Source organism: Leeuwenhoekiella palythoae, from assembly GCF_900130045.1.
Taxonomy (GTDB): domain Bacteria; phylum Bacteroidota; class Bacteroidia; order Flavobacteriales; family Flavobacteriaceae; genus Leeuwenhoekiella; species Leeuwenhoekiella palythoae.
In genome coordinates, this window is record NZ_FQXT01000006.1 from 272111 (window position 1) to 290618 (window position 18508).

Consider the following 18508-nt stretch of genomic DNA (forward strand, 5'->3'; position numbering starts at 1 on the left):
TATTAGGATACCGCAGCTTTATACGTTTTGAGACAGCGCTCTCGAGCCTCTTTATGGTTTACCATTTTTTCAGGATACTCCTCAGTATCAAATTCCGGCACAAACTCTTTGATGTATTTTTTGTCTTTATCAAACTTATCTACCTGTGTCATCGGGTTGAAAATTCTAAAATAAGGCGCTGCATCTACACCGCTTCCGGCCGCCCATTGCCAGTTACCTACATTGCTTGATTGCTCATAATCCAGAAGTTTTTCTGCAAAATAGGCTTCGCCCCAGCGCCAATCGATCAACAGGTGTTTGCATAAAAAACTTGCTACCAGCATACGCACGCGATTATGCATATAGCCGGTCGTGTTCAGTTGACGCATTCCCGCATCAACTAGCAAATAACCGGTTTCTCCTTTTTTCCATTTTTCAAATTCCTTTTTATTGTTGCGCCATTCAATACGGTCATATTTTGATCTAAAGGCATTGTTCACCGTTTTAGGATAATGATATAGAATCTGCATAAAGAATTCGCGCCAAATAAGTTCGCTCCAGAAAACGGTGTTTTTTTCGGCAATTGCTTTTTTTACCATTTTGCGAACACTCACCGTACCAAAACGCAAATGCGGACCCAAATGCGATGTGCCATCCTGCGCAGGGAAATTACGGGTATCTTCATAATTCTGTATTAAGGTCGGGGTAACATCATACTCCGGTATTTCAATAGAAGATTTTTTAAAGCCCATATCGCTCAGATCGAGATTGGGCAATCTGCTGTTCTGGATTAGATTTTTTAAATGCTGACTGGTGTAATGAATTTTTAGATGCTCGTCTTCGTCAAAAATTTCCTGCCATTTATTTTTATAAGGGGTGTACACCACATAAGGATCTCCATCGCCTTTGACCACTTCGTCTTTTTCAAAAATCACTTGATCTTTGTATGTTTTAAAGTTGATATCTTCCTTGTTAAGCAACTTTTTTATGTGCTCATCACGCTCAAGGGCATAAGGTTCATAATCGTGGTTGGTATATATTGTGTCAATATCGTAGTCCTTAATGAGTTGTTTCCATACAGTTTCAGGCTTACCGTAAAATAACGCTAGTGAACTGCCGTGATCTTCCTGTAATTCGTTGCGCATTTTCTGAAGCGTTTCATAAATAAACGTTACGCGTGCATCGTCTTTTGGGAGTTCGTTTAAAATTTCCTTGTCAAAAATGAAAATGGGTAAAACCGGATGCGAGCCTTTTAATGCTTCTAAAAAACCTACATTATCATCTAGCCTTAGATCCCTGCGAAACCAAAATATTGAAACTGTACTCATAAATTATTTTTTAGGCTTTTTTAAGGCTTTAAGATCCTTTAAGTCGGCCTCGAAATTAAAAATTTGTTCCTATCGAAAGTCTTGTGGACTTACTTTAGGATTATTTTAGTGAATGTTTAAGGTAGACATTCCGCCATCAATACCCAGAATTTGACCGGTTACCCAGCTGCTTTCTTCACTGAGTAAAAATGCGGCTACCTTAGCAATATCCTGTGGTGTTCCCACACGTTTTAGTGGATGACGTTCATCCATCTTTTCTTTTTTCTTTTCATTGCCCAGTAGGCGAGAAGCTAGTGGTGTATCGGTCAGGCTGGGTGCGATCACGTTGACCCTATATTGTGGTGCATATTCTGCCGCAAGCGCTTTGGCGAAACCCTCAATAGCTCCTTTGGCTGCTGCAACGCTGGTATGAAAAGGCATTCCCATTTTAACTGCTACCGTACTGAAAAACACCAAACTCGCCTGATCTGATTTTTTCAAACGATCCTCAATTGCTTTCAACGACTTAATAAGTCCCATAAAGTTTAACTGAAGATCTTCGTTAAAGGTTTCTTCAGAAAGCATTTTAAAAGGCTTAAGGTTGATAGAACCGGGACAATATACAAATCCGTCTAATACATCCGGAAGCGTTTCGGTTTCTAAAGTGTCTTGAGTTACATCGTATTTGATGTGGGTAACATTTTCGGGTAAATCTTCTTCAGTACGTGACGCAACATAAATCGTGTAGTCGCTGTCTAGAGTTTCAATGATGCTCTTTCCGATTCCATGAGAGCCTCCAATAAGTAGTATATTCTTTTTCATAGCAATTTTAATTTAAGATATCTTCTCTTGAAATGCCCTCTAAATTCCCTTTCGGTTTCGTGTAGGTACCAAATAGTTCTGTGAGTTTTTGTTCTCTGTATTCAAAAATCTCCTGCAGTTTGGGTTTCACTAAAACAGGACGCACCAATTGTCCTAAGATCCCTGCCGGAACCTTATAATCAACAATATCTTCCATTTCTACACCTCCTGGAATTTCTTTTAAAAAGTGTTTGTGATGCCATAACGAATAGGGGCCAAAACGCTGCTCATCTACAAAATACTCCAGATGTTTTACGTGCGTGATCTCGGTCACCCACTTCGTATTGATACCCGCAATAGGCGTCACATTATACTGAATAATCTGACCCGGAAACATTGGGCGATCTGCGCCCGATAAGATTTCAAAACCCATATAATCTGGTGTGATTACTTTAAGATTTTTAGGATCAGAAAGAAAACTCCACGCTTTTTCTAAGCTAATGGGAAGGTTTTGTTTGGTGTGTAAGGTGTAAATTTTCATAGCATTTTAAACTTTTCAATAAAACGGATTAGGAGTAAACTAGCTTCTAAACCGTTTCTATTGATTTTGAAGTAAATATAAAGGCTATTTTGTTTAACAAAAAGACTATTGAGTTAAACAAAAATTAAAGTTGATTTTAAAAGGTTCTTCGGAAATACTTCAAATTAATATCTGTTTCAAGAATTTTTGAGGTTAAAGCTTGTCACGAACTTTAATTATTTTTCAATTAAAAGCCTCAAGGAATTGAACTTTCGGAAGCAATTTAGATTCAAAAAATAAACAAATCTTAAATTCTAAAACCGACTTAAATCGTAATTTGGTAGCTCAAGTTATAACGTTGTAATTCTATTTATTTTTTAAGTAAATTACAGGTTAATGAATTGAATTTAAACACACTACTAATTAATTGTTTTAAAATGAAAAAAATAATCCTTTCTTGTTTTCTAGCTTTGAGCGCTTTGACTCAGGCGCAAATTCAAACCCCGGCTGCGAGTGCTCACGCCACGTTGACCCAAACGGTGGGACTTACCGAGGTAACTGTAGACTACTCTAGACCTAACAGACGCGGCCGCGAGATCGTGGGTAACTTAGTTCCTTATGGAAAGATCTGGCGTACCGGTGCCAATGCAACAACAAAGTTTACTGTAGATAAACCTGTGCGTATCGCAGATAAAGAGTTGGCTGCAGGTACTTATAGTGTTTATACCGTTCCCGGTGAAGATATGTGGGAAGTAGTTTTTTATACTGATCACAGCAACCCGTTGATCACTGAGTTTGAGGATAGCAAAATCGCTTTGCGTACGATGGTAGAACCCATTGAAATGCCTATGAATATGGAAACGTTTACCATAGTGATCGATGATGTAATGGCAGATAGCGCTGTAATGAGCTTTTTATGGGACAACACTATTGTACCGGTAAAATTCTCTGTGAATACAGATGCAGAAGTTATGGCCAATATTGAGCAAGCGCTTCAGGGGCCATCGGCGGGAGATTATTATAATGCAGCAGTGTATTACTTAAACAGTGGCAAAGATATTCAACAAGCAAAGACGTGGATGGATGAAGCGATGGCAAAAACCGAAACTCCACGATTCTGGCAATTACGTCAGCAGTCTTTGATCTTAGCCAAAGCCGGAGATAAAAAAGGAGCTATTGAAGCGGCGAAGGCATCCTTAGCAGGAGCTAAAGCAGCAGGCAATGCTGATTACGTAAAAATGAATACCGATTCACTTAAAGAATGGGGTGGGATGTAAGCAACATCTAATGCTAATTATAAAAGCCGGGTAATCCCCGGCTTTTTTGTTGGTGCTATTTTCAGAATTATTTAGATTTCGCTCTGCGGTTTTTTAGAGTTGCTTTGAGTCAGTTTATGCGTACTGAAGATTGATCAGCTCACGGACTTCATCAAGCGTACTGATGAGTAACCTGCTAAAGGCGTAACTCATTAACGGACTCTCTTTTTTCTCCTGCCGAAGTAGCTCAGCAAAATGTTCGATTTCAAAATAATAGCCTTTGCCGGTGTATGCAAAATCGTGTTCGATCTTAGTGCCTTCAAGAATTGTGGTTACCTTATCAGTTTGATGAAAACGGCTGTTTAAGATGAGCATTCCTTTTTCGCAAACAAGTGTTGCTGTGGTTGGGGTTTTCTTTAAAATACTAGAACTTAAAAAAGCTGAAATTCCGGAGTTGTATTTAAAGGTCATTTCGGTTTCTTCATCAACTCCTGTCTTTCCAATTTTGGCTTTTGCTTCGATATGATCAGGTTTTCCAAAGAGCGCTAGTGCGCAAAAAATAGGGTAGATGCCAATATCAAGCAGCGATCCGCCCCCAAGTGCTTTATTAAACAGGCGCCCTTCCGGGTTAAATTCGGCTTCAAAACAAAAATCAGCTGCTAGGGTTTTAACCGTGCCATAGCGTCCGCTTTCCAATTCCTGCTGGACAAATTTATAATGAGGCATAAAGCGCGTCCATAACGCTTCCATCAACAACGTATTATTTGCTTGAGCTGTTGTGATCATTTCTTCAACTTGTTTGCGATTCATGGCAAAAGGCTTTTCACATAAAACCGCCTTTTTATGCTGTAAACAAAGTAAGGTGTCCTGATGGTGACGCACGTGTGGAGTAGCAATATATACCGCATCTACATTAGGATCTTTTACCAGTTGCTCGTAGCTGTTGTAACACTGTGTGGCATTGTATTCAGCGCCAAAATGATCTGCTTTTTCTTGAGAACGTGAGGCAACGGCATAAAGCACAGAGCCTTCAACCTGTTGCAAATCTGTGGCGAAGCTGTTGGCAATTTTTCCCAAGCCTAGGATTCCCCATCTAATGATTTTCATAATATTGATTTTTTTCGTTAAGCGGCAGTCGTACCAGTTTTTGAGGTGCTTTGAATCAAAAGGCTCCAAGCGATCACCGAAGCACAACCTACAACGTTGAGCCATAAATAAGGCAGTCTGATGATTTCAAATTTATCAAGACCAAACAACGCAAATACGATAAATTGGGTAACGATAGCGCCAATAAATACTGCACGGGATTTGATCTTTTTGATAAAGAATGCAGACATAAAAATCCCTAAAATGGTCCCATAGAATAGAGAACCAATGATGTTAACCAGCTGAATGAGATTATCAAAAAGGTTTGCCGTACACGCGATCAAAATGGCGAGAATCCCCCAACTGAGGGTAAACCATTTTGCAGCATCTACAAAGTGGGCTTCATCCCGATCTTCTTTAAGATTACGCCGGTAAAAGTCAACCGTTGTAGTAGCCGCCAGCGCATTAAGTTCTGAAGCAGTAGAAGACATTGCAGCAGATAGAATAACCGCAAGTAGCAATCCGATTAATCCCCGCGGAAGATTGTTGAGGATAAAATGAATGAATACATAATCTTTGTCGTTAGTCTCCACATTTTTATCGGCAAGGCCAATGAGCATACGTCCTTGATCCCTCAATTTATTTTCCTCGTTGTTGATATTAGCCAGTGCTGCTTTAGCGCTTACAGTGCTACCTGTTTGCGCGGTAACTTCTGCCTGCGGGTCAGTCGCTAACAGATGACTCAATTCTGATTTATCAGAACGTAATTCATTGAGCTTAACCTGTAAACCATTATATTCTTTTTCAAATGGAGTCCCGTGAACAGCTTTGGTCGCTGCGGGGTTAAAATTAAGCGGTGTAGGATTAAATTGATAAAACACAAAAACCATCACTCCAACCAGAAGAATAAAAAACTGCATAGGCACTTTTAAGAGTCCGTTGAAGATCATACCCAGCTGCATTTCGCGTAGTGATTTTCCGCTGAGATAGCGCTGCACTTGGCTTTGGTCAGTTCCAAAATAAGAAAGCATTAAAAAAGTTCCGCCTAGAATTCCGCTCCAAAAAGTATATCTGTTTTCAAAATCAAAAGAAAAATCCAGCACGTTAAGCTTTCCGCTTGCGCCGGCAATTTCTAACGCGTTGTTAAAGTTGATGTCTTCGGGTAGATAACTTATGATCAGAAAAAACGCAACGAACATTCCTGAGAAAATAATTCCCATTTGTTGTTTTTGGGTAACCGTTACGGCTTTTGTTCCGCCGGAAATCGTGTAAATAACCACGAGCAACCCGATGATGATGTTCAGCGTATTTAAATCCCATCCTAAAACCGCCGAAAGAATAATTGATGGAGCAAAGATCGTGATCCCTGCTGCCAAGCCGCGCGATAGCAAAAACAATGCAGAAGCTAGCGACCGTACTCTGAGATCAAACCTGCTTTCTAGATATTCATAAGCCGTATAAACATTCAGCTTATAATAGATGGGAATAAAGAATATACAGATAATAATAATGGCTATGGGTAACCCAAAATAGAACTGAACAAACCCCAGACCATCATTGTAGGCTTGCCCGGGAGTAGATAAAAATGTGATCGCACTGGCTTGAGTAGCCATTACTGAAAGCCCTACAGACCACCATTTTGATTCGTTACCACCGCGTATATAATCCTGAACATTGCGACGACCGCGGGTTCTGTAAACCCCATACAACACAATAAATGCGAGTGTCACTACCAGTACAATCCAGTCAATTGTTTGCATATCAAGCGGTGTAGTAATTCATTAATAAAAAGAACAGCACGATATAAACGGCATTCATCACCAAAACCAAGGTGTAATATTTTGACCAGCCTTCTTTTTTAGGTTGCATCATTGTTTTATTTTCTCGTTGTTTTTACCCACTGAAAGCATATTAGCAAACAATCTATATGCTCCGGAAACGCCAGCGGGAAGTTCTCTAAAAAAACTCAAACCCGTATAAATATAGTGACCTTTCCCGTATTTTGAGATGAGCAAGCTTCCCTCGCTGGGATCTTCGTTTTTATCGTGTATAGAAAGGACAGGCTTATACGCCTCATCATAGGTGTCAGGAAAATACAAACCGCGTTCTTGTACCCAACCTTCAAAGTCTTTATCTGTGATCTTGTTGGGATAATTTAAAATTTCAGCGTCAGGATCTAAAATAGTAACATCGGCAAATTCATCGGTTACGCGATCGCTGCTTAAATGCAGTGGGTACGGACCTAAATTTTCAAAGCTAAAACCACGTGCGGTGTTGTATTGTACGACCATAGTTCCGCCGTTTTCAACATAGTTGAGTAAAATACGCTGTTTGTATTGTAGTTCTTCAACGACATTATAGGCGCGCACGCCCATCACCACCGCATCAAAATTCTTTAAATTTTCTGCGGTTATTTCTACCGGAGCTATTTCGGCAACTTGATACCCTATCTGACGCAAACTCTCTGGAATCACGTCACCGGCGCCGGCAATATAGCCGATGTAACTGCCTTTTTTTGCAATATCCAGACGTACTAATTTGTTCTGTGATGGTAAAACCAAGGTTTGTAGCGGGATGTGATCATAATCAATTTTTACGACCTTATCAGTAATTCGTTCACCATTAATGGTCAACTCAGGTTGTAATTCGCCTTCACTGGCATTTTTAGGCGGAGTGACGGTAAAGGATAGACTTTTAGTTTCTCCTTTTTGACTTATTTGTATTTTTTGAGGAGCGCTTACTTTCCAATCTGCAGGAACATTTAAGGCAACGCTTGCTTCCAAATTATCAATAAAAGCAGTTACATCTGTTTGAATGATTTTTGGCTGCGCATCCGCGAAAATAATAACCGGGTCTTTTACTGCTACCGAAGCTTTTGGCACAATTTCAAAAGGTTCATAGACTTCGCCATCCACACGATCATTGTATTTGTAGACTAATTCAGTTGTGACTGGAATGCTAACATCATTCATAGTCAATTGAAAAACCGCTTTGAATTTTCGTGGTGTTTCGGGTAAACCTATCAGTTTTTGATCGTCTACATTGTACATTCCTACTGAGCCTTCTTCCGTAAGCCAATAGGCAGTGGTGAGCGCAGCATTTCCGGTATTGATATTCAAATCTGTTTTGAAGGTTTCATTTTGATCGAGATCAATAGCCGTCTTAAATTCTTTCTCTTCAGGAAGCAGGGAGATCTGTTCTAAGCGTATAGGAAAGGGGCTTCGGTTTATAGCTTCAATACTTACCACGATATTTTGTTGCGCAATGGCTGTTTGGGTGTGTGTAGCGGCTTCGAGGTACAAACCGGCACAAGCTTTTATAACTTCGGTGATTTGTTTGGTTTTTAAAGTGCGCCAATACGAATCCTCTAATTTTGTAATCAAATCATAGGCTTTGATCAACTGCGGAAGGCTCGCTGATGGATTCTGAAAATCATAGTTCTTTTGAACATTCATCAAGATAACACCGATAGCCGCTCCGCCCTGAACACGATTCCAGCTGGTATCAATTCCTTCAAAAAGATTTCCATTTGCCGGAAGATCTCCTTTAAGAAGTTCGAGGTACTCAACTTGTTCTCCGCGAGTCCCGGTATTACCAAAACCTTGTGATTTGTGTTGACTGCGACTCAATGCAGAAATCTCCGTATTGCTGAGTCCGTATGCAGGATAATAGCTTCCTACATCAACTGAAACCAGATTGCTTTTGTCTGCTGCTTCAAACTTTTCACGGCTTCCATAAAACCACCAAGAGGTGTTGAAAAAAAGACGTTTAGGCTGCCAAGTGTTGGTCAATTCCAGTTGCTCGGGAAATACATTGGGGTCGCCAACCTTATCAAAGGCAGCAACGCTCAGCATCGCAGAAAGCGTATGATGCCCGTGCGTGCTTCCGGGAGAACGATGGTCAAAACGATTGATAATGATATCCGGCTGAAAATTGCGAATGGCCCAAACCACATCCTTTAAAACTTCATCCTGCTCCCAGAAGGTTAATGTCTCCTCTGGATTTTTAGAATAGCCAAAATCATTTGCGCGGGTAAAACGTTGTTCGCCGCCGTCTGTACGGCGTGCTGCAAGCAGTTCTTGTGTACGAATCACTCCGAGAAGTTCTCTAATTTCTGGACCAATTAAATTCTGACCTCCATCACCACGTGTAAGCGAAAGGTAACCCGTTCTTGCGTGAACCTCATTTGCGAGATACGAGATCATTGCGGTATTCTCATCATCGGGATGTGCCGCCAGATAAAGTGCGGTACCTAAAAAATTGAGACTTTTTATTTGCTCAAAAATCTCAGAAGAAGTGGGCTTTTTTGGCTTTTGAGCTTGTAATTGCAGCGAAATGCAGCATAGAAAAACGAATAAAAAGCGCATATTTTAGGATGTTTTGTAGTTGAAGGATCACGTTCAAAGATAGCTAAAACGCTACCTCGATACTTTGGTTTTCGGTTTGTTTAACAAAATACAAAACTTCAGTGGTATCGTAGAAATCCTTAGGTTTTTTGCTGAAGCTGTATCAAAAATTACGCCGCAAGAAGCTCCTGAAGCAAATCGTATAATTTTTGTGTAGGTAAGCCCATAACGGTGTTATACGAACCTTCTAATTTCTGGAGGGCGATGTGGCCTATCCATTCTTGAATTCCGTATGCTCCGGCTTTGTCAAAAGGTTTATATGTTTCAATATAATGCGCTATTTCAGCAGCGGTAAAGGCTCTGAAATACACCTTAGCAGAATCGTGTGCGACTAATTGCTGTTGCGCGGTAGTCACACAAACCGAAGAGATCACCTCGTGATGCGTGCCGCTCAACAACTGAAGCATTTCTTTAGCTTCGATAGCATCTTTTGGCTTTCCTAAAGCTTTATTGTTTTTAAAAACTAAAGTGTCTCCGGTGATCAAAATCTCATCTGCGGTAAGCTGCGCACTAAAAGCTTCAGCCTTTTTCTTGGCGATATATTCAGCGATCTGTGCAGGCTGCATTCCGTCAGGGTAGCTTTCGTCAATAGGTTTTAGCCTTATTTCAAAAGGAACTTCTAAAGATCTGAGCAGTTCTTGACGACGCGGCGATTGCGAGGCCAAAATGAGTTTTTTGTTGCGAAGTAGGGGTTGTAACATATTAATATTTTAAAGTAAGTGTAAGCACACCCAAAGATAGAATTCCCAGAAGCATAATCAACTTTAATAATTTTGAGAGAAAGCTGTAGTGTTTATGTTTTTCGGCATAGCGTGCTTTAATACAGAAGAAAACTAAGGGTATGACGACCGCGATAACAAGATACAAGGAGATCCAGACGTTGGCTTGCAAATACACATATATATAACCCAGAACGGTAAAGATGTAAGTGACAGCAATATATGCCGAAAGCTTCGCCGTGCGCTCCAAACCTAAAAGAATGGGTAACGACTGAATACCTGCTGCATAGTCGCCATTAGCGTCTTCAATATCTTTAATAATTTCCCGAAGAAAGTTGAGCATCAACGCAAATACTGCATAATCTTTAAGCACCGAAAGCGGATTGACAAGTTGTTGTTCGTTGCCCTGAAGTACGGGGATGACATCAAAGACCATCACGATACCAATCGCCGAAGCCACAATTACGCTTACGATAAGATTACAAAGGAGCAGTACGCGCTTTAGAAAATTAGCATATACATAGAGTAGGGCAGAGATCAGTACAAAAAGCGTGGCAAAATTACCAAAGCCCATTCGGTAGCTTAAAAGAAATCCTAAACCTACGCCGCTGATATTTAAAACCAAATAATAATTGAAAGCACTATTTTGAGAAAAAGGTGCAGGGATAAAGGTTTTATTAGGCTTGTTAATACGGTCTATCGCCACATCTTGAATGTCATTAATGATATACCCGGCAGCAGCGATGAATAGGGTCGCAAGACTAAGTATAAAAAAATTGAGATCAGAAAGTGCAGTAGGAAGATCAAGTGCTTTTAAAAAGCCATAATGCACCAAAATCTGCGTAAGTGCTATTAAAAGCAAGTTTTTATAACGTATAAATTTGAAGAAGGTCAACGGTGTATTTTTGAAAAGCTTCAAATATAATAAAATCCCTTATGGACGGTACCAAAAGGGATTTTACATATTGTTGGGTTTCTGCTAATCCTAGACAATTTGTCTAATAGGCGTAGATCGGCGTTATTAGCAAAACAGATTGCTACTTTTTACTAACGCTTCCTCCCGAACTCTCGTTAACCGCAACTTGTTGAGGTTCGCCCCAATAGTCAATATCTCCACCGCTTGAAGCATTTGTGGTGATTTCTTTTGAAACATAGGTGCGTATACTTCCTGCGCTAGAAGCTTCGGCATTGCAAAATTCAGCTTTAAGATCTTTTGCATTGATCGTAGCAGCAGAGCTTGCATCAAAATCTAGACGTTGTGCCTGACCATTTAGGCTAAGCGTTCCGGCGCTGCTAGCATCTGCTTCAACATCTCTGATATCTAAGCCTAATTTAACCGTAGCTGCGCTAGACACATCAAGATTGATCTTATCGCCGGTAAGCACCTCTGCTGCGGTTATATTAGAGGCGCTACTTGCTTTAATGGCTTCTAAAGGTTGTACATAAGTTACGTGAATGAGTCTTGAGCTTGCATTACCAATATTTGAATTGTCTGTAGATTCAATACGTAAGGTGCTTCCTTCATAATGCACGTCAAGATATTCTAAAAGATTGTCGTCTACTTCTGCAACTACTTTGTAGCTGTTGCCTTTTTCAAGTACTACATCCCAACCATTACTGCTGTGCACACGTGTAAAATCTTGGGTAAGATTTAGATCTTGAGTAACTACGTTACCGTTACCTTCAATTTGTCCCATTTGCAAATTAAAATTGCAAGAAGTGAGCATTAGGGCGGCAAAACCGCTGATGAAAAGTTTAATTAATGTAGTCATAACTGTTGATTTTTGATTGATATTATACTGGTTTCGTTAAAGGATACGATACTCCTTGAGTTTGCTTAGTTGATTGTGTCTAACACTTTTAAAACTGTATCGTTTTGAACTTCTGGTCGTACAGCAACCCCATCTTTTTTGGGCTTGGCTTCAGATTTATATTCATATACAGTTCCTGTTGTTAGCGTGTCTTGTTCTGCCTCATCAGCTTTCCATTGAGATTCTTCAATCTCCTCTAGTTCTTCGAACTCCTCAATAGGTTTTTCGGGGCAATCAAGGCAGGTCAATTCAGCATCATTCATAAGTGTATGGTAACCCACGTGCTCATAATTTAATAAATCTGAATATCTGTTTCTGTGATAACTCTCGATGTTTTTATCGGTGAATAATACAGTGCCTTCAGGAATGGCAAGAATTAAATCTACTTCCTGACTGCGGTATTTATTTTTGATTCCGCTAATGAAATAGTTATCAAGAAGCAACGTGTTTCCATCCATTTCAAAATGATATACAATATTGGCAGCACGGTCTTGAGCGGCGTCGTAAGAATTTCCTTGAGCAGACTTTCTGATCATAAGTTTTGCCTCAGGAGAGTCGCTTTTTTGAACACTTAAATTCACATCACGGTTATACAATACTTTGCTTCCTTCGGAATCAGTACGAATTTTCCAGCTGTCGTTATGGTACTTGTACGCCCCATATTGATTTTGAGTGATCATTTTTACGCTTAGGGTGTCGCCGGCTTTTATAGGAAGTACTTCAGAAACCACAGACTCGCCTTCTACTGCTGTAGCCATTCCTTGTCGTACACCTAAAACTGCAAGTGCCATTATCGCCACAAACCAAACACCAAGCATCGTTAATTTAGCAACAACAGGAATACGTTTTAATGTATTTACTAAAATGCGCAGCCCCAGATAAAAGAGCATGAAAAAGGGAATTCCCACTGCAAAAAAGGTTAGTAAACTCAATAACCATAGGGGAGCGCCTGAGGTGTTGACCATATCTACGTAATCTGCAATACTACCATCAAGAAAATCTAACGTTCCTGCAGAGAAAAGGCCAACAAATAAACCAATAAGTGTTGAGCCACCTATAAGTACTAATAGAATACCTATGAACTTTACAAAGACTTTTAAGATAAACATGATGATCTTGCCCAGCGTACCGGCAAGGGAATTTGCTCCTTTACGAGCTTTGTTTCCATACTTAACATAGTCAACATTTTTAACAGAATCTGCAACGGTGTCAAATCCTTCTTTTACTTTACGCTGAATATTGTCTATGTTGACGGGCTTTCCCCGCATTTCCAATTTTTCGGCAGTGGTACGCGCTTCTGGAACAAAAATCCAGAAAGCCGCATAAATCAATATGAATCCGCCCCACGAAAATATGGTTAATAATACCAGAGCGATACGGATCCAAACAGCATCTATTTGTAAATAGTGGCCAAGACCTGTACATACACCACCAATCCACGAAGTATCTGTGTCGCGATACAGCTTTTTTGAAGATGATTTAGTGCTGCTATAAGTATTGTGTACTGGTTCGTCTTCAAAAAGTTCCTCGTCAATACGGTAATCTTCAGGTTGCCCCATAATATTGATTACTTCATCAACTTCGGTAATACCAATGACTTGACGTTCATTTTTAACACGTTCATTAAAAAGCTCGGCGATGCGGGCTTCAATATCCTGAATGATTTCTTCACGGCCTTGTGCATCGGTAAAAGAGCGTTTTATCGCATCTAAATAGCGCTGCAATTTTGCATAGGCGTGCTCATCTACATGAAAGAAAAGGCCTGCGAGATTAATATTAACTGTCTTATTCATTGTTTTTTGATTTTTGAGTGGTTACCAGTTGAACGGCTTTCTGAAGGTCGTCCCAAGTTGATGATAGTTCATTTAAGAAGAGCTTTCCGGTTTCGGTTAAACCATAATATTTACGCGGTGGTCCGCTGGTTGATTCTTCCCAGCGATAACTCAATAAACCGGCATTTTTAAGTCTGGTAAGTAGGGGATAAATAGTACCTTCAACTACCAGCAACTTAGCGTCTTTAAGTGTGTCTAGTATTTCAGCTACATAAGCATCTTCATCCTTTAAAATAGAAAGAATGCAATACTCCAGAACACCTTTACGCATCTGCGCCTTTGTGTTTTCAATCTTCATAGATTCTCATTGTTAAGCGATTAATAACTGTTCGTTTTTTGTCCACATAGTGGAATAATTAAATTGATTGTTTTGAGTGATTTTCACTCGGTATTAAAATGAACCTAGCTGACTTCAGTTGATGAGTCTGAAGCTGAATCTACAGGAGAAACAGAACGAGGTTTTAAAAAGTTTATAGTTAATGGGTACTTGTAGTCTTCACCATTGCTGGCGCTTACCGCTGCAGAGATTACAGAAAAGAGGGTGACTACAAATAAAGCCAATAGTAATAGACCAAAGACTAAGGCTGTAATGATCAATCCGCTAGCAGCGGCATTGGGCAATACAAAATGGTCAAATTGAGTCTCTAGGTCAAAATAGCCTTGAGTGTCTACAATGTTTACTATCTGATAAATAATAAAGGGTATCGAAATAATAACAATACCTATTGCGTAGACTAAAGTGCTCATTTGAAAGTTAAGAGCACGTCTGCCGTGATTATCTACAAATATCGAATCACGCTTTAAAGCCGCCCAAATAAGTAGTGGCGCAATAAAATTTCCTAACGGAAATATAAATTGAGTAAATACAGATAAGTGAATAAATGTGGCTGTATTTTTTTGTCCGGTGGTTATGCTGTTTTCCATTGCTTATTATTTTCTTATGCAAATATATATACAAAAGCAGGTATTTTGCATTGCATAGTACTTAAATTTAACTATTTATTAACAAAATAAAAATTTAGCAAACTCATTTCTTAAGCCTATTTTTGAAAGAACTAATACTTTAATTATGGCACTTACCCCTAGTAAATTCAACAGTTTTATAATGTTTAAGCTTCCTTCTGCCTGGTTGTGCGGTGTGCGTGTGAAAGAGATTTCAGAAACTACGTGTAAGACGAGCGTTAAGCATAAATGGATTAATCAAAACCCATTCAACTCGATGTTTTGGGCAGTACAAGGGATGGCTGCAGAGTTAAGTACGGGAGCGATGGTGATCAATCAAATTAAAGAAAGCGGTAAAAAGATCTCTATGCTTGTAGCCAACAATAAAGCTTCTTTTACCAAAAAAGCTACTGGCAAGATCATATTTACCTGTAATGACGGTCACAAAATCGCCGATGCAATTGAAAAGACAATTGCCACCGGCGAAGGGCAAACATTCTGGATGCAAAGTATAGGAATGAATGAAGATGGAGTAGTGGTAAGTACTTTTGATTTTGAGTGGACAGTAAAGGTGAAGAGCTGACAAAAGTGCACGGTTGGTTTAAAGACTTTAGATTGCTTGTAACAATTTAATCGATTCACTTACGTATTAAGTAGTATCAATCAAATCAAAAAAAATCAAATTACAATGACAGCACACGAAATAGATTACCAGATTTACGGCGAAGAAATGCAATACGTAGAAATCGAACTCGATCCTCAAGAGGGAGTTATCGCTGAAGCCGGCACGTTTATGATGATGGAAGACGGGATCAGGATGGAAACTATATTTGGTGATGGTTCTAAAAACGATTCAGGCTTACTAAATAAGATCTTTGGGGCAGGCAAACGGTTGCTTACCGGTGAGAGCATGTTTATGACGGTGTTCTATAATGATATTGTAGGGAAGAAAAAGGTAAGTTTTGCCTCACCGTATCCCGGTAAAATTATCCCTATTGATCTGACTAAAAATGGAGGAAGGTTTATCTGTCAAAAAGATGCATTCTTATGCGCTGCTAAAGGCGTGTCTATAGGAATTGAATTTTCAAGAAAACTAGGTCGCGGACTCTTTGGTGGAGAAGGGTTTATTATGCAAAAATTAGAAGGCGATGGGATGGCCTTTGTTCATGCTGGCGGAACAACTTATAAAAAAGAATTAGGTCTTGGCGAAAAACTAAAAGTCGATACCGGGTGTATCATTGGTTTTGACCACACGGTTAACTATGATATCGAGTTTGTTGGCGGGATTAAAAATACCATTTTTGGTGGGGAAGGAGTATTCTTTGCAACCTTGACCGGGCCGGGAACGGTTTACATTCAGTCGTTACCTTTTAGCCGATTAGCAAAACGCGTTTGGGCTGCTGCTCCACAAATGGGAGGTAAAGATAAAGGAGAAGGCAGCATCTTAGGAGGTTTAGGGGATTTGCTTGATGGGGATAATAGATTTTAACTTCTAGGAAAGCGATAGGATTTTAAATTTTTAACATATTATTTTGATTTAAAGCCTTATTTTTAACGGAATTCCTAAAAAAACCTGTTTATAGCCCAAAATTACCTAACAAAAATTTTAACCTAAACTAATCAAATATGGCAAGAGCAATGTTTGAGTACACCAAAACTATTCTTAAAAAAGTAAGTTTTGACAGTGTACTTTTTTGCAAGGAACTACAAAAAGCAGCAAAGCGATTACTACCGTATGAAATTGAGGAATTGAAAGAATGGATTGAAGATTTGGTAAAAACAAATCCAGACCTTAATCAATGTATGATTTATCTCAACGCTTAGCACTAAATATTAAAAAAGCGACTCAATTTTGAGTCGCTTTTTTAATAACTAATAGTTTCTTTATTTTCTAAACGCTCCCTGCGTTTGTGGCAACGGACTAATAATTTGTACGTTTTGAAAGGTTATAGCTCCTTTAACTACCCCGGCAATTGTAGCGCGCAACGCTTCAATAATTTGCATTTTCAATTCGCTTTTATGATACAAGAGACTCACTTCGCGAGCAGGTGCTGGTTCTTTAAAGTGATGCAGATACTTTTTCTCCTCGTCTTTAATGTCTAAAGTATGCAAGTAGGGTAAAAGTGTCATACCAAGTCCTTCATTCGCTAGCCTTACTAAAGTTTCAAAACTTCCGCTCTCTAATGAAAAAGTCTCCTCTTCATAATTGCGATTGGTCTTGCATAGATTGACAACTCCATCCCTAAAACAGTGTCCATCTTCTAATAACAGCATGTCATTAAGATCTAAATCTGCGGTAGTTAATTTTTCAATATTATGCAGTGCGTGATTTGCAGGAACGTAAGCAACGAAAGGCTCATAATATAAAGGACGCTCTTTTATATCTTCAAGCTGAAGCGGAGTAGCTGCGATTGCCGCATCAAGATGACCTTCGGCTAAGCGTTCTACAATAGTATCTGTAGGCAATTCTTCGATTTTCAGTTTAACCTTAGGATATCGGTTAATGAAATTCCGAAGAAACATAGGGAGTAAGGTGGGCATCACCGTTGGGATAACACCAAGTTTAAACTCGCCACCAATAAAACCTTTTTGCTGGTCAACGATGTCAGAAATACGATTGGCCTCATTGACAATATTACGTGCCTGTGTAACGATTTTGCTTCCTATATCAGTAAGTTCTATAGGCTTTTTGCTTCGGTCAAAAATCAAAATGTCCAGCTCATCTTCTAATTTCTGAATTTGCATACTCAACGTAGGCTGCGTGACAAATGTCTTTTCCGCAGCCTTAGTAAAGTTTTGATTTTCGGCGACTGCCAAAACATATTTCAATTGTGTGATCGTCATAGTGTCTAATTATATTTCAAAAATAGGGCGACATATTGATTTTCTCTATATAATTATAAATGAATTTCAGACCATAATAGTTACCTGCCTTTTTTTAGAATCTAATTTCTAACTCCACAGGTTTTTCAGTCAATTCAAATTTACAATCCTCCCATCGTGGAGGTCCCATAGTCATGACGTTATTCGATCCTCCGTAAGCTTCGGTAGGCATTCCGTTAGTTTCAAAATCCATTTTGCCGTTTCCGTTACTATCGTGATAACATAAGATAGCGTAAGTGCCCAGCGGAACATCTTCAAAGGTCACAGTAGTCTTACTGTTGGTGATGTTGCTCTCTGCTGCTTTAACCGGAGCAGCTACCATAAAATTATCTTTTGAATAAAGTCCATAACCTACAACGCCTTTGTCGTTGGGGACATTATTAATAGTAACCGTGATAGAGCTAGTTTCTTGAGAGTAGCTGATTAAGCTAATAAAAGTCATTAATAGTACAACTGTTGTTTTCATGATTGTGATTTTTAAATGAATACTGAAACAAATGTAAAAGCGCTGTAGAATTATGAGTAAATAGAACTACCCAGTTGTCATATTATAATGATGAATTGTTTTTTAGACCCAAAAAGGTGAAAATACCCTAGCGGAAGAGTTTTGTTTTGTTATTTGTTCGACTGCCGAAGCATTCCAATTGCAGCAGAAAGAACTTTTTTCAAAAACTTTAAGAATGTAACTTCTTGTAAACAAGGTGTTAGAAAATTATTTTAAAAATACTTAAAAAAAGTGCTTGTGGGGTTAGATAATCGTTCTATATTTGCGCCTCCAAAATCGGATATAAAAAACGGTTTTATGTTCATAGAAATATAGATCAAGTAAACAATCTTAAGGTAAGCTTATAGGTTGTTTGTTGAAAACAAATGTTCGCTTAGAGGTTATTGATACCTTTTGGCGGCGCTAAGAAATAAAGTTTAAAAAAAGCTTGTTTTATAAAGGAAAAGGGTGGTATCTTTGCC

18 protein-coding genes are annotated in these 18508 nt (G+C 39.2%); 4 read left to right on the top strand and 14 right to left on the bottom strand.

Going from position 1 to position 18508, the window contains the following annotated elements; translation table 11 throughout:
* Positions 1 to 2 precede the first annotated feature (2 nt).
* The 3 genes from BUA96_RS16075 to BUA96_RS16085 form a co-directional block, all read right to left on the bottom strand.
* Complete coding sequence (locus BUA96_RS16075; RefSeq protein ID WP_072984860.1) at positions 3 to 1307, bottom strand: cryptochrome/photolyase family protein; 1305 nt, start codon at positions 1305 to 1307, stop codon at positions 3 to 5.
* A 105-nt stretch (positions 1308 to 1412) separates the two neighbouring features.
* The gene (locus BUA96_RS16080) at positions 1413 to 2108 is read right to left on the bottom strand and encodes an SDR family NAD(P)-dependent oxidoreductase (RefSeq protein ID WP_072984862.1); all 696 of its coding nucleotides are present in this window, start codon (positions 2106 to 2108) and stop codon (positions 1413 to 1415) included.
* 7 nt (positions 2109 to 2115) lie between these two features.
* The gene (locus BUA96_RS16085; protein WP_072984864.1) at positions 2116 to 2628 is read right to left on the bottom strand and encodes an SRPBCC family protein; all 513 of its coding nucleotides are present in this window, start codon (positions 2626 to 2628) and stop codon (positions 2116 to 2118) included.
* A gap of 416 nt (positions 2629 to 3044) precedes the next feature.
* Between BUA96_RS16085 and BUA96_RS16090 the strand changes: the two genes are divergently transcribed.
* Complete coding sequence (locus BUA96_RS16090; RefSeq protein ID WP_072984866.1) at positions 3045 to 3884, top strand: DUF2911 domain-containing protein; 840 nt, start codon at positions 3045 to 3047, stop codon at positions 3882 to 3884.
* Between the two features lie 114 nt (positions 3885 to 3998).
* On the opposite strand, the gene BUA96_RS16095 is transcribed toward BUA96_RS16090, so the two are convergent.
* The 9 genes from BUA96_RS16095 to BUA96_RS16135 form a co-directional block, all read right to left on the bottom strand.
* Positions 3999 to 4970, bottom strand: a complete 972-nt coding sequence (locus BUA96_RS16095; protein WP_072984868.1) for a Gfo/Idh/MocA family protein — start codon at positions 4968 to 4970, stop codon at positions 3999 to 4001.
* A gap of 17 nt (positions 4971 to 4987) precedes the next feature.
* On the bottom strand, positions 4988 to 6709 hold the full coding sequence (locus tag BUA96_RS16100; protein WP_072984870.1) for a sodium:solute symporter family protein: 1722 nt from the start codon (positions 6707 to 6709) through the stop codon (positions 4988 to 4990).
* 108 nt (positions 6710 to 6817) lie between these two features.
* Positions 6818 to 9316 carry a PIG-L family deacetylase gene (locus tag BUA96_RS16105; RefSeq protein WP_072984872.1) on the bottom strand — a complete coding sequence of 833 codons (2499 nt, stop codon included), beginning with the start codon at positions 9314 to 9316 and terminating at the stop codon, positions 6818 to 6820.
* A gap of 149 nt (positions 9317 to 9465) precedes the next feature.
* Entirely contained in the window at positions 9466 to 10056 is a 591-nt protein-coding gene (locus tag BUA96_RS16110) for a Maf family nucleotide pyrophosphatase (protein ID WP_072984874.1), read from the bottom strand.
* A gap of 1 nt (position 10057) precedes the next feature.
* Positions 10058 to 10969: a geranylgeranylglycerol-phosphate geranylgeranyltransferase gene (locus tag BUA96_RS16115; RefSeq protein ID WP_072984876.1), complete on the bottom strand. Its 912-nt coding sequence runs from the start codon at positions 10967 to 10969 to the stop codon at positions 10058 to 10060.
* A gap of 142 nt (positions 10970 to 11111) precedes the next feature.
* Positions 11112 to 11846, bottom strand: coding sequence for a head GIN domain-containing protein (locus BUA96_RS16120; protein ID WP_072984878.1), 735 nt, complete (start codon positions 11844 to 11846; stop codon positions 11112 to 11114).
* A gap of 65 nt (positions 11847 to 11911) precedes the next feature.
* On the bottom strand, positions 11912 to 13678 hold the full coding sequence (locus tag BUA96_RS16125; RefSeq protein WP_072984880.1) for a PspC domain-containing protein: 1767 nt from the start codon (positions 13676 to 13678) through the stop codon (positions 11912 to 11914).
* Positions 13671 to 14015, bottom strand: a complete 345-nt coding sequence (locus BUA96_RS16130) for a PadR family transcriptional regulator (RefSeq protein ID WP_072984882.1) — start codon at positions 14013 to 14015, stop codon at positions 13671 to 13673. The genes BUA96_RS16125 and BUA96_RS16130 overlap by 8 nt, the downstream gene beginning before the upstream one ends.
* A gap of 104 nt (positions 14016 to 14119) precedes the next feature.
* Positions 14120 to 14641 (bottom strand): DUF4870 domain-containing protein, encoded by a 522-nt coding sequence (locus BUA96_RS16135; protein WP_072984884.1) that lies wholly within the window; start codon positions 14639 to 14641, stop codon positions 14120 to 14122.
* Between the two features lie 145 nt (positions 14642 to 14786).
* Here BUA96_RS16135 and BUA96_RS16140 point away from each other — a divergent pair, with 145 nt between their 5' ends.
* The 3 genes from BUA96_RS16140 to BUA96_RS16150 all read left to right on the top strand — a co-directional run bounded on the left by BUA96_RS16140 (position 14787) and on the right by BUA96_RS16150 (position 16483).
* A complete protein-coding gene (locus tag BUA96_RS16140) occupies positions 14787 to 15242 on the top strand; it encodes a DUF4442 domain-containing protein (RefSeq protein WP_072984886.1) in 456 nt (151 codons plus the stop codon).
* 105 nt (positions 15243 to 15347) lie between these two features.
* Positions 15348 to 16148, top strand: a complete 801-nt coding sequence (locus BUA96_RS16145; RefSeq protein WP_072984888.1) for a TIGR00266 family protein — start codon at positions 15348 to 15350, stop codon at positions 16146 to 16148.
* A 137-nt stretch (positions 16149 to 16285) separates the two neighbouring features.
* Positions 16286 to 16483: a hypothetical protein gene (locus tag BUA96_RS16150; protein WP_072984890.1), complete on the top strand. Its 198-nt coding sequence runs from the start codon at positions 16286 to 16288 to the stop codon at positions 16481 to 16483.
* Between the two features lie 60 nt (positions 16484 to 16543).
* Here BUA96_RS16150 and BUA96_RS16155 read toward each other — a convergent pair whose 3' ends face one another.
* A complete protein-coding gene (locus BUA96_RS16155; RefSeq protein ID WP_072984892.1) occupies positions 16544 to 17503 on the bottom strand; it encodes a LysR family transcriptional regulator in 960 nt (319 codons plus the stop codon).
* Positions 17504 to 17597: 94 nt separating this feature from the next.
* The gene (locus BUA96_RS16160) at positions 17598 to 18008 is read right to left on the bottom strand and encodes a DUF2141 domain-containing protein (RefSeq protein WP_072984894.1); all 411 of its coding nucleotides are present in this window, start codon (positions 18006 to 18008) and stop codon (positions 17598 to 17600) included.
* Positions 18009 to 18508 lie beyond the last annotated feature (500 nt).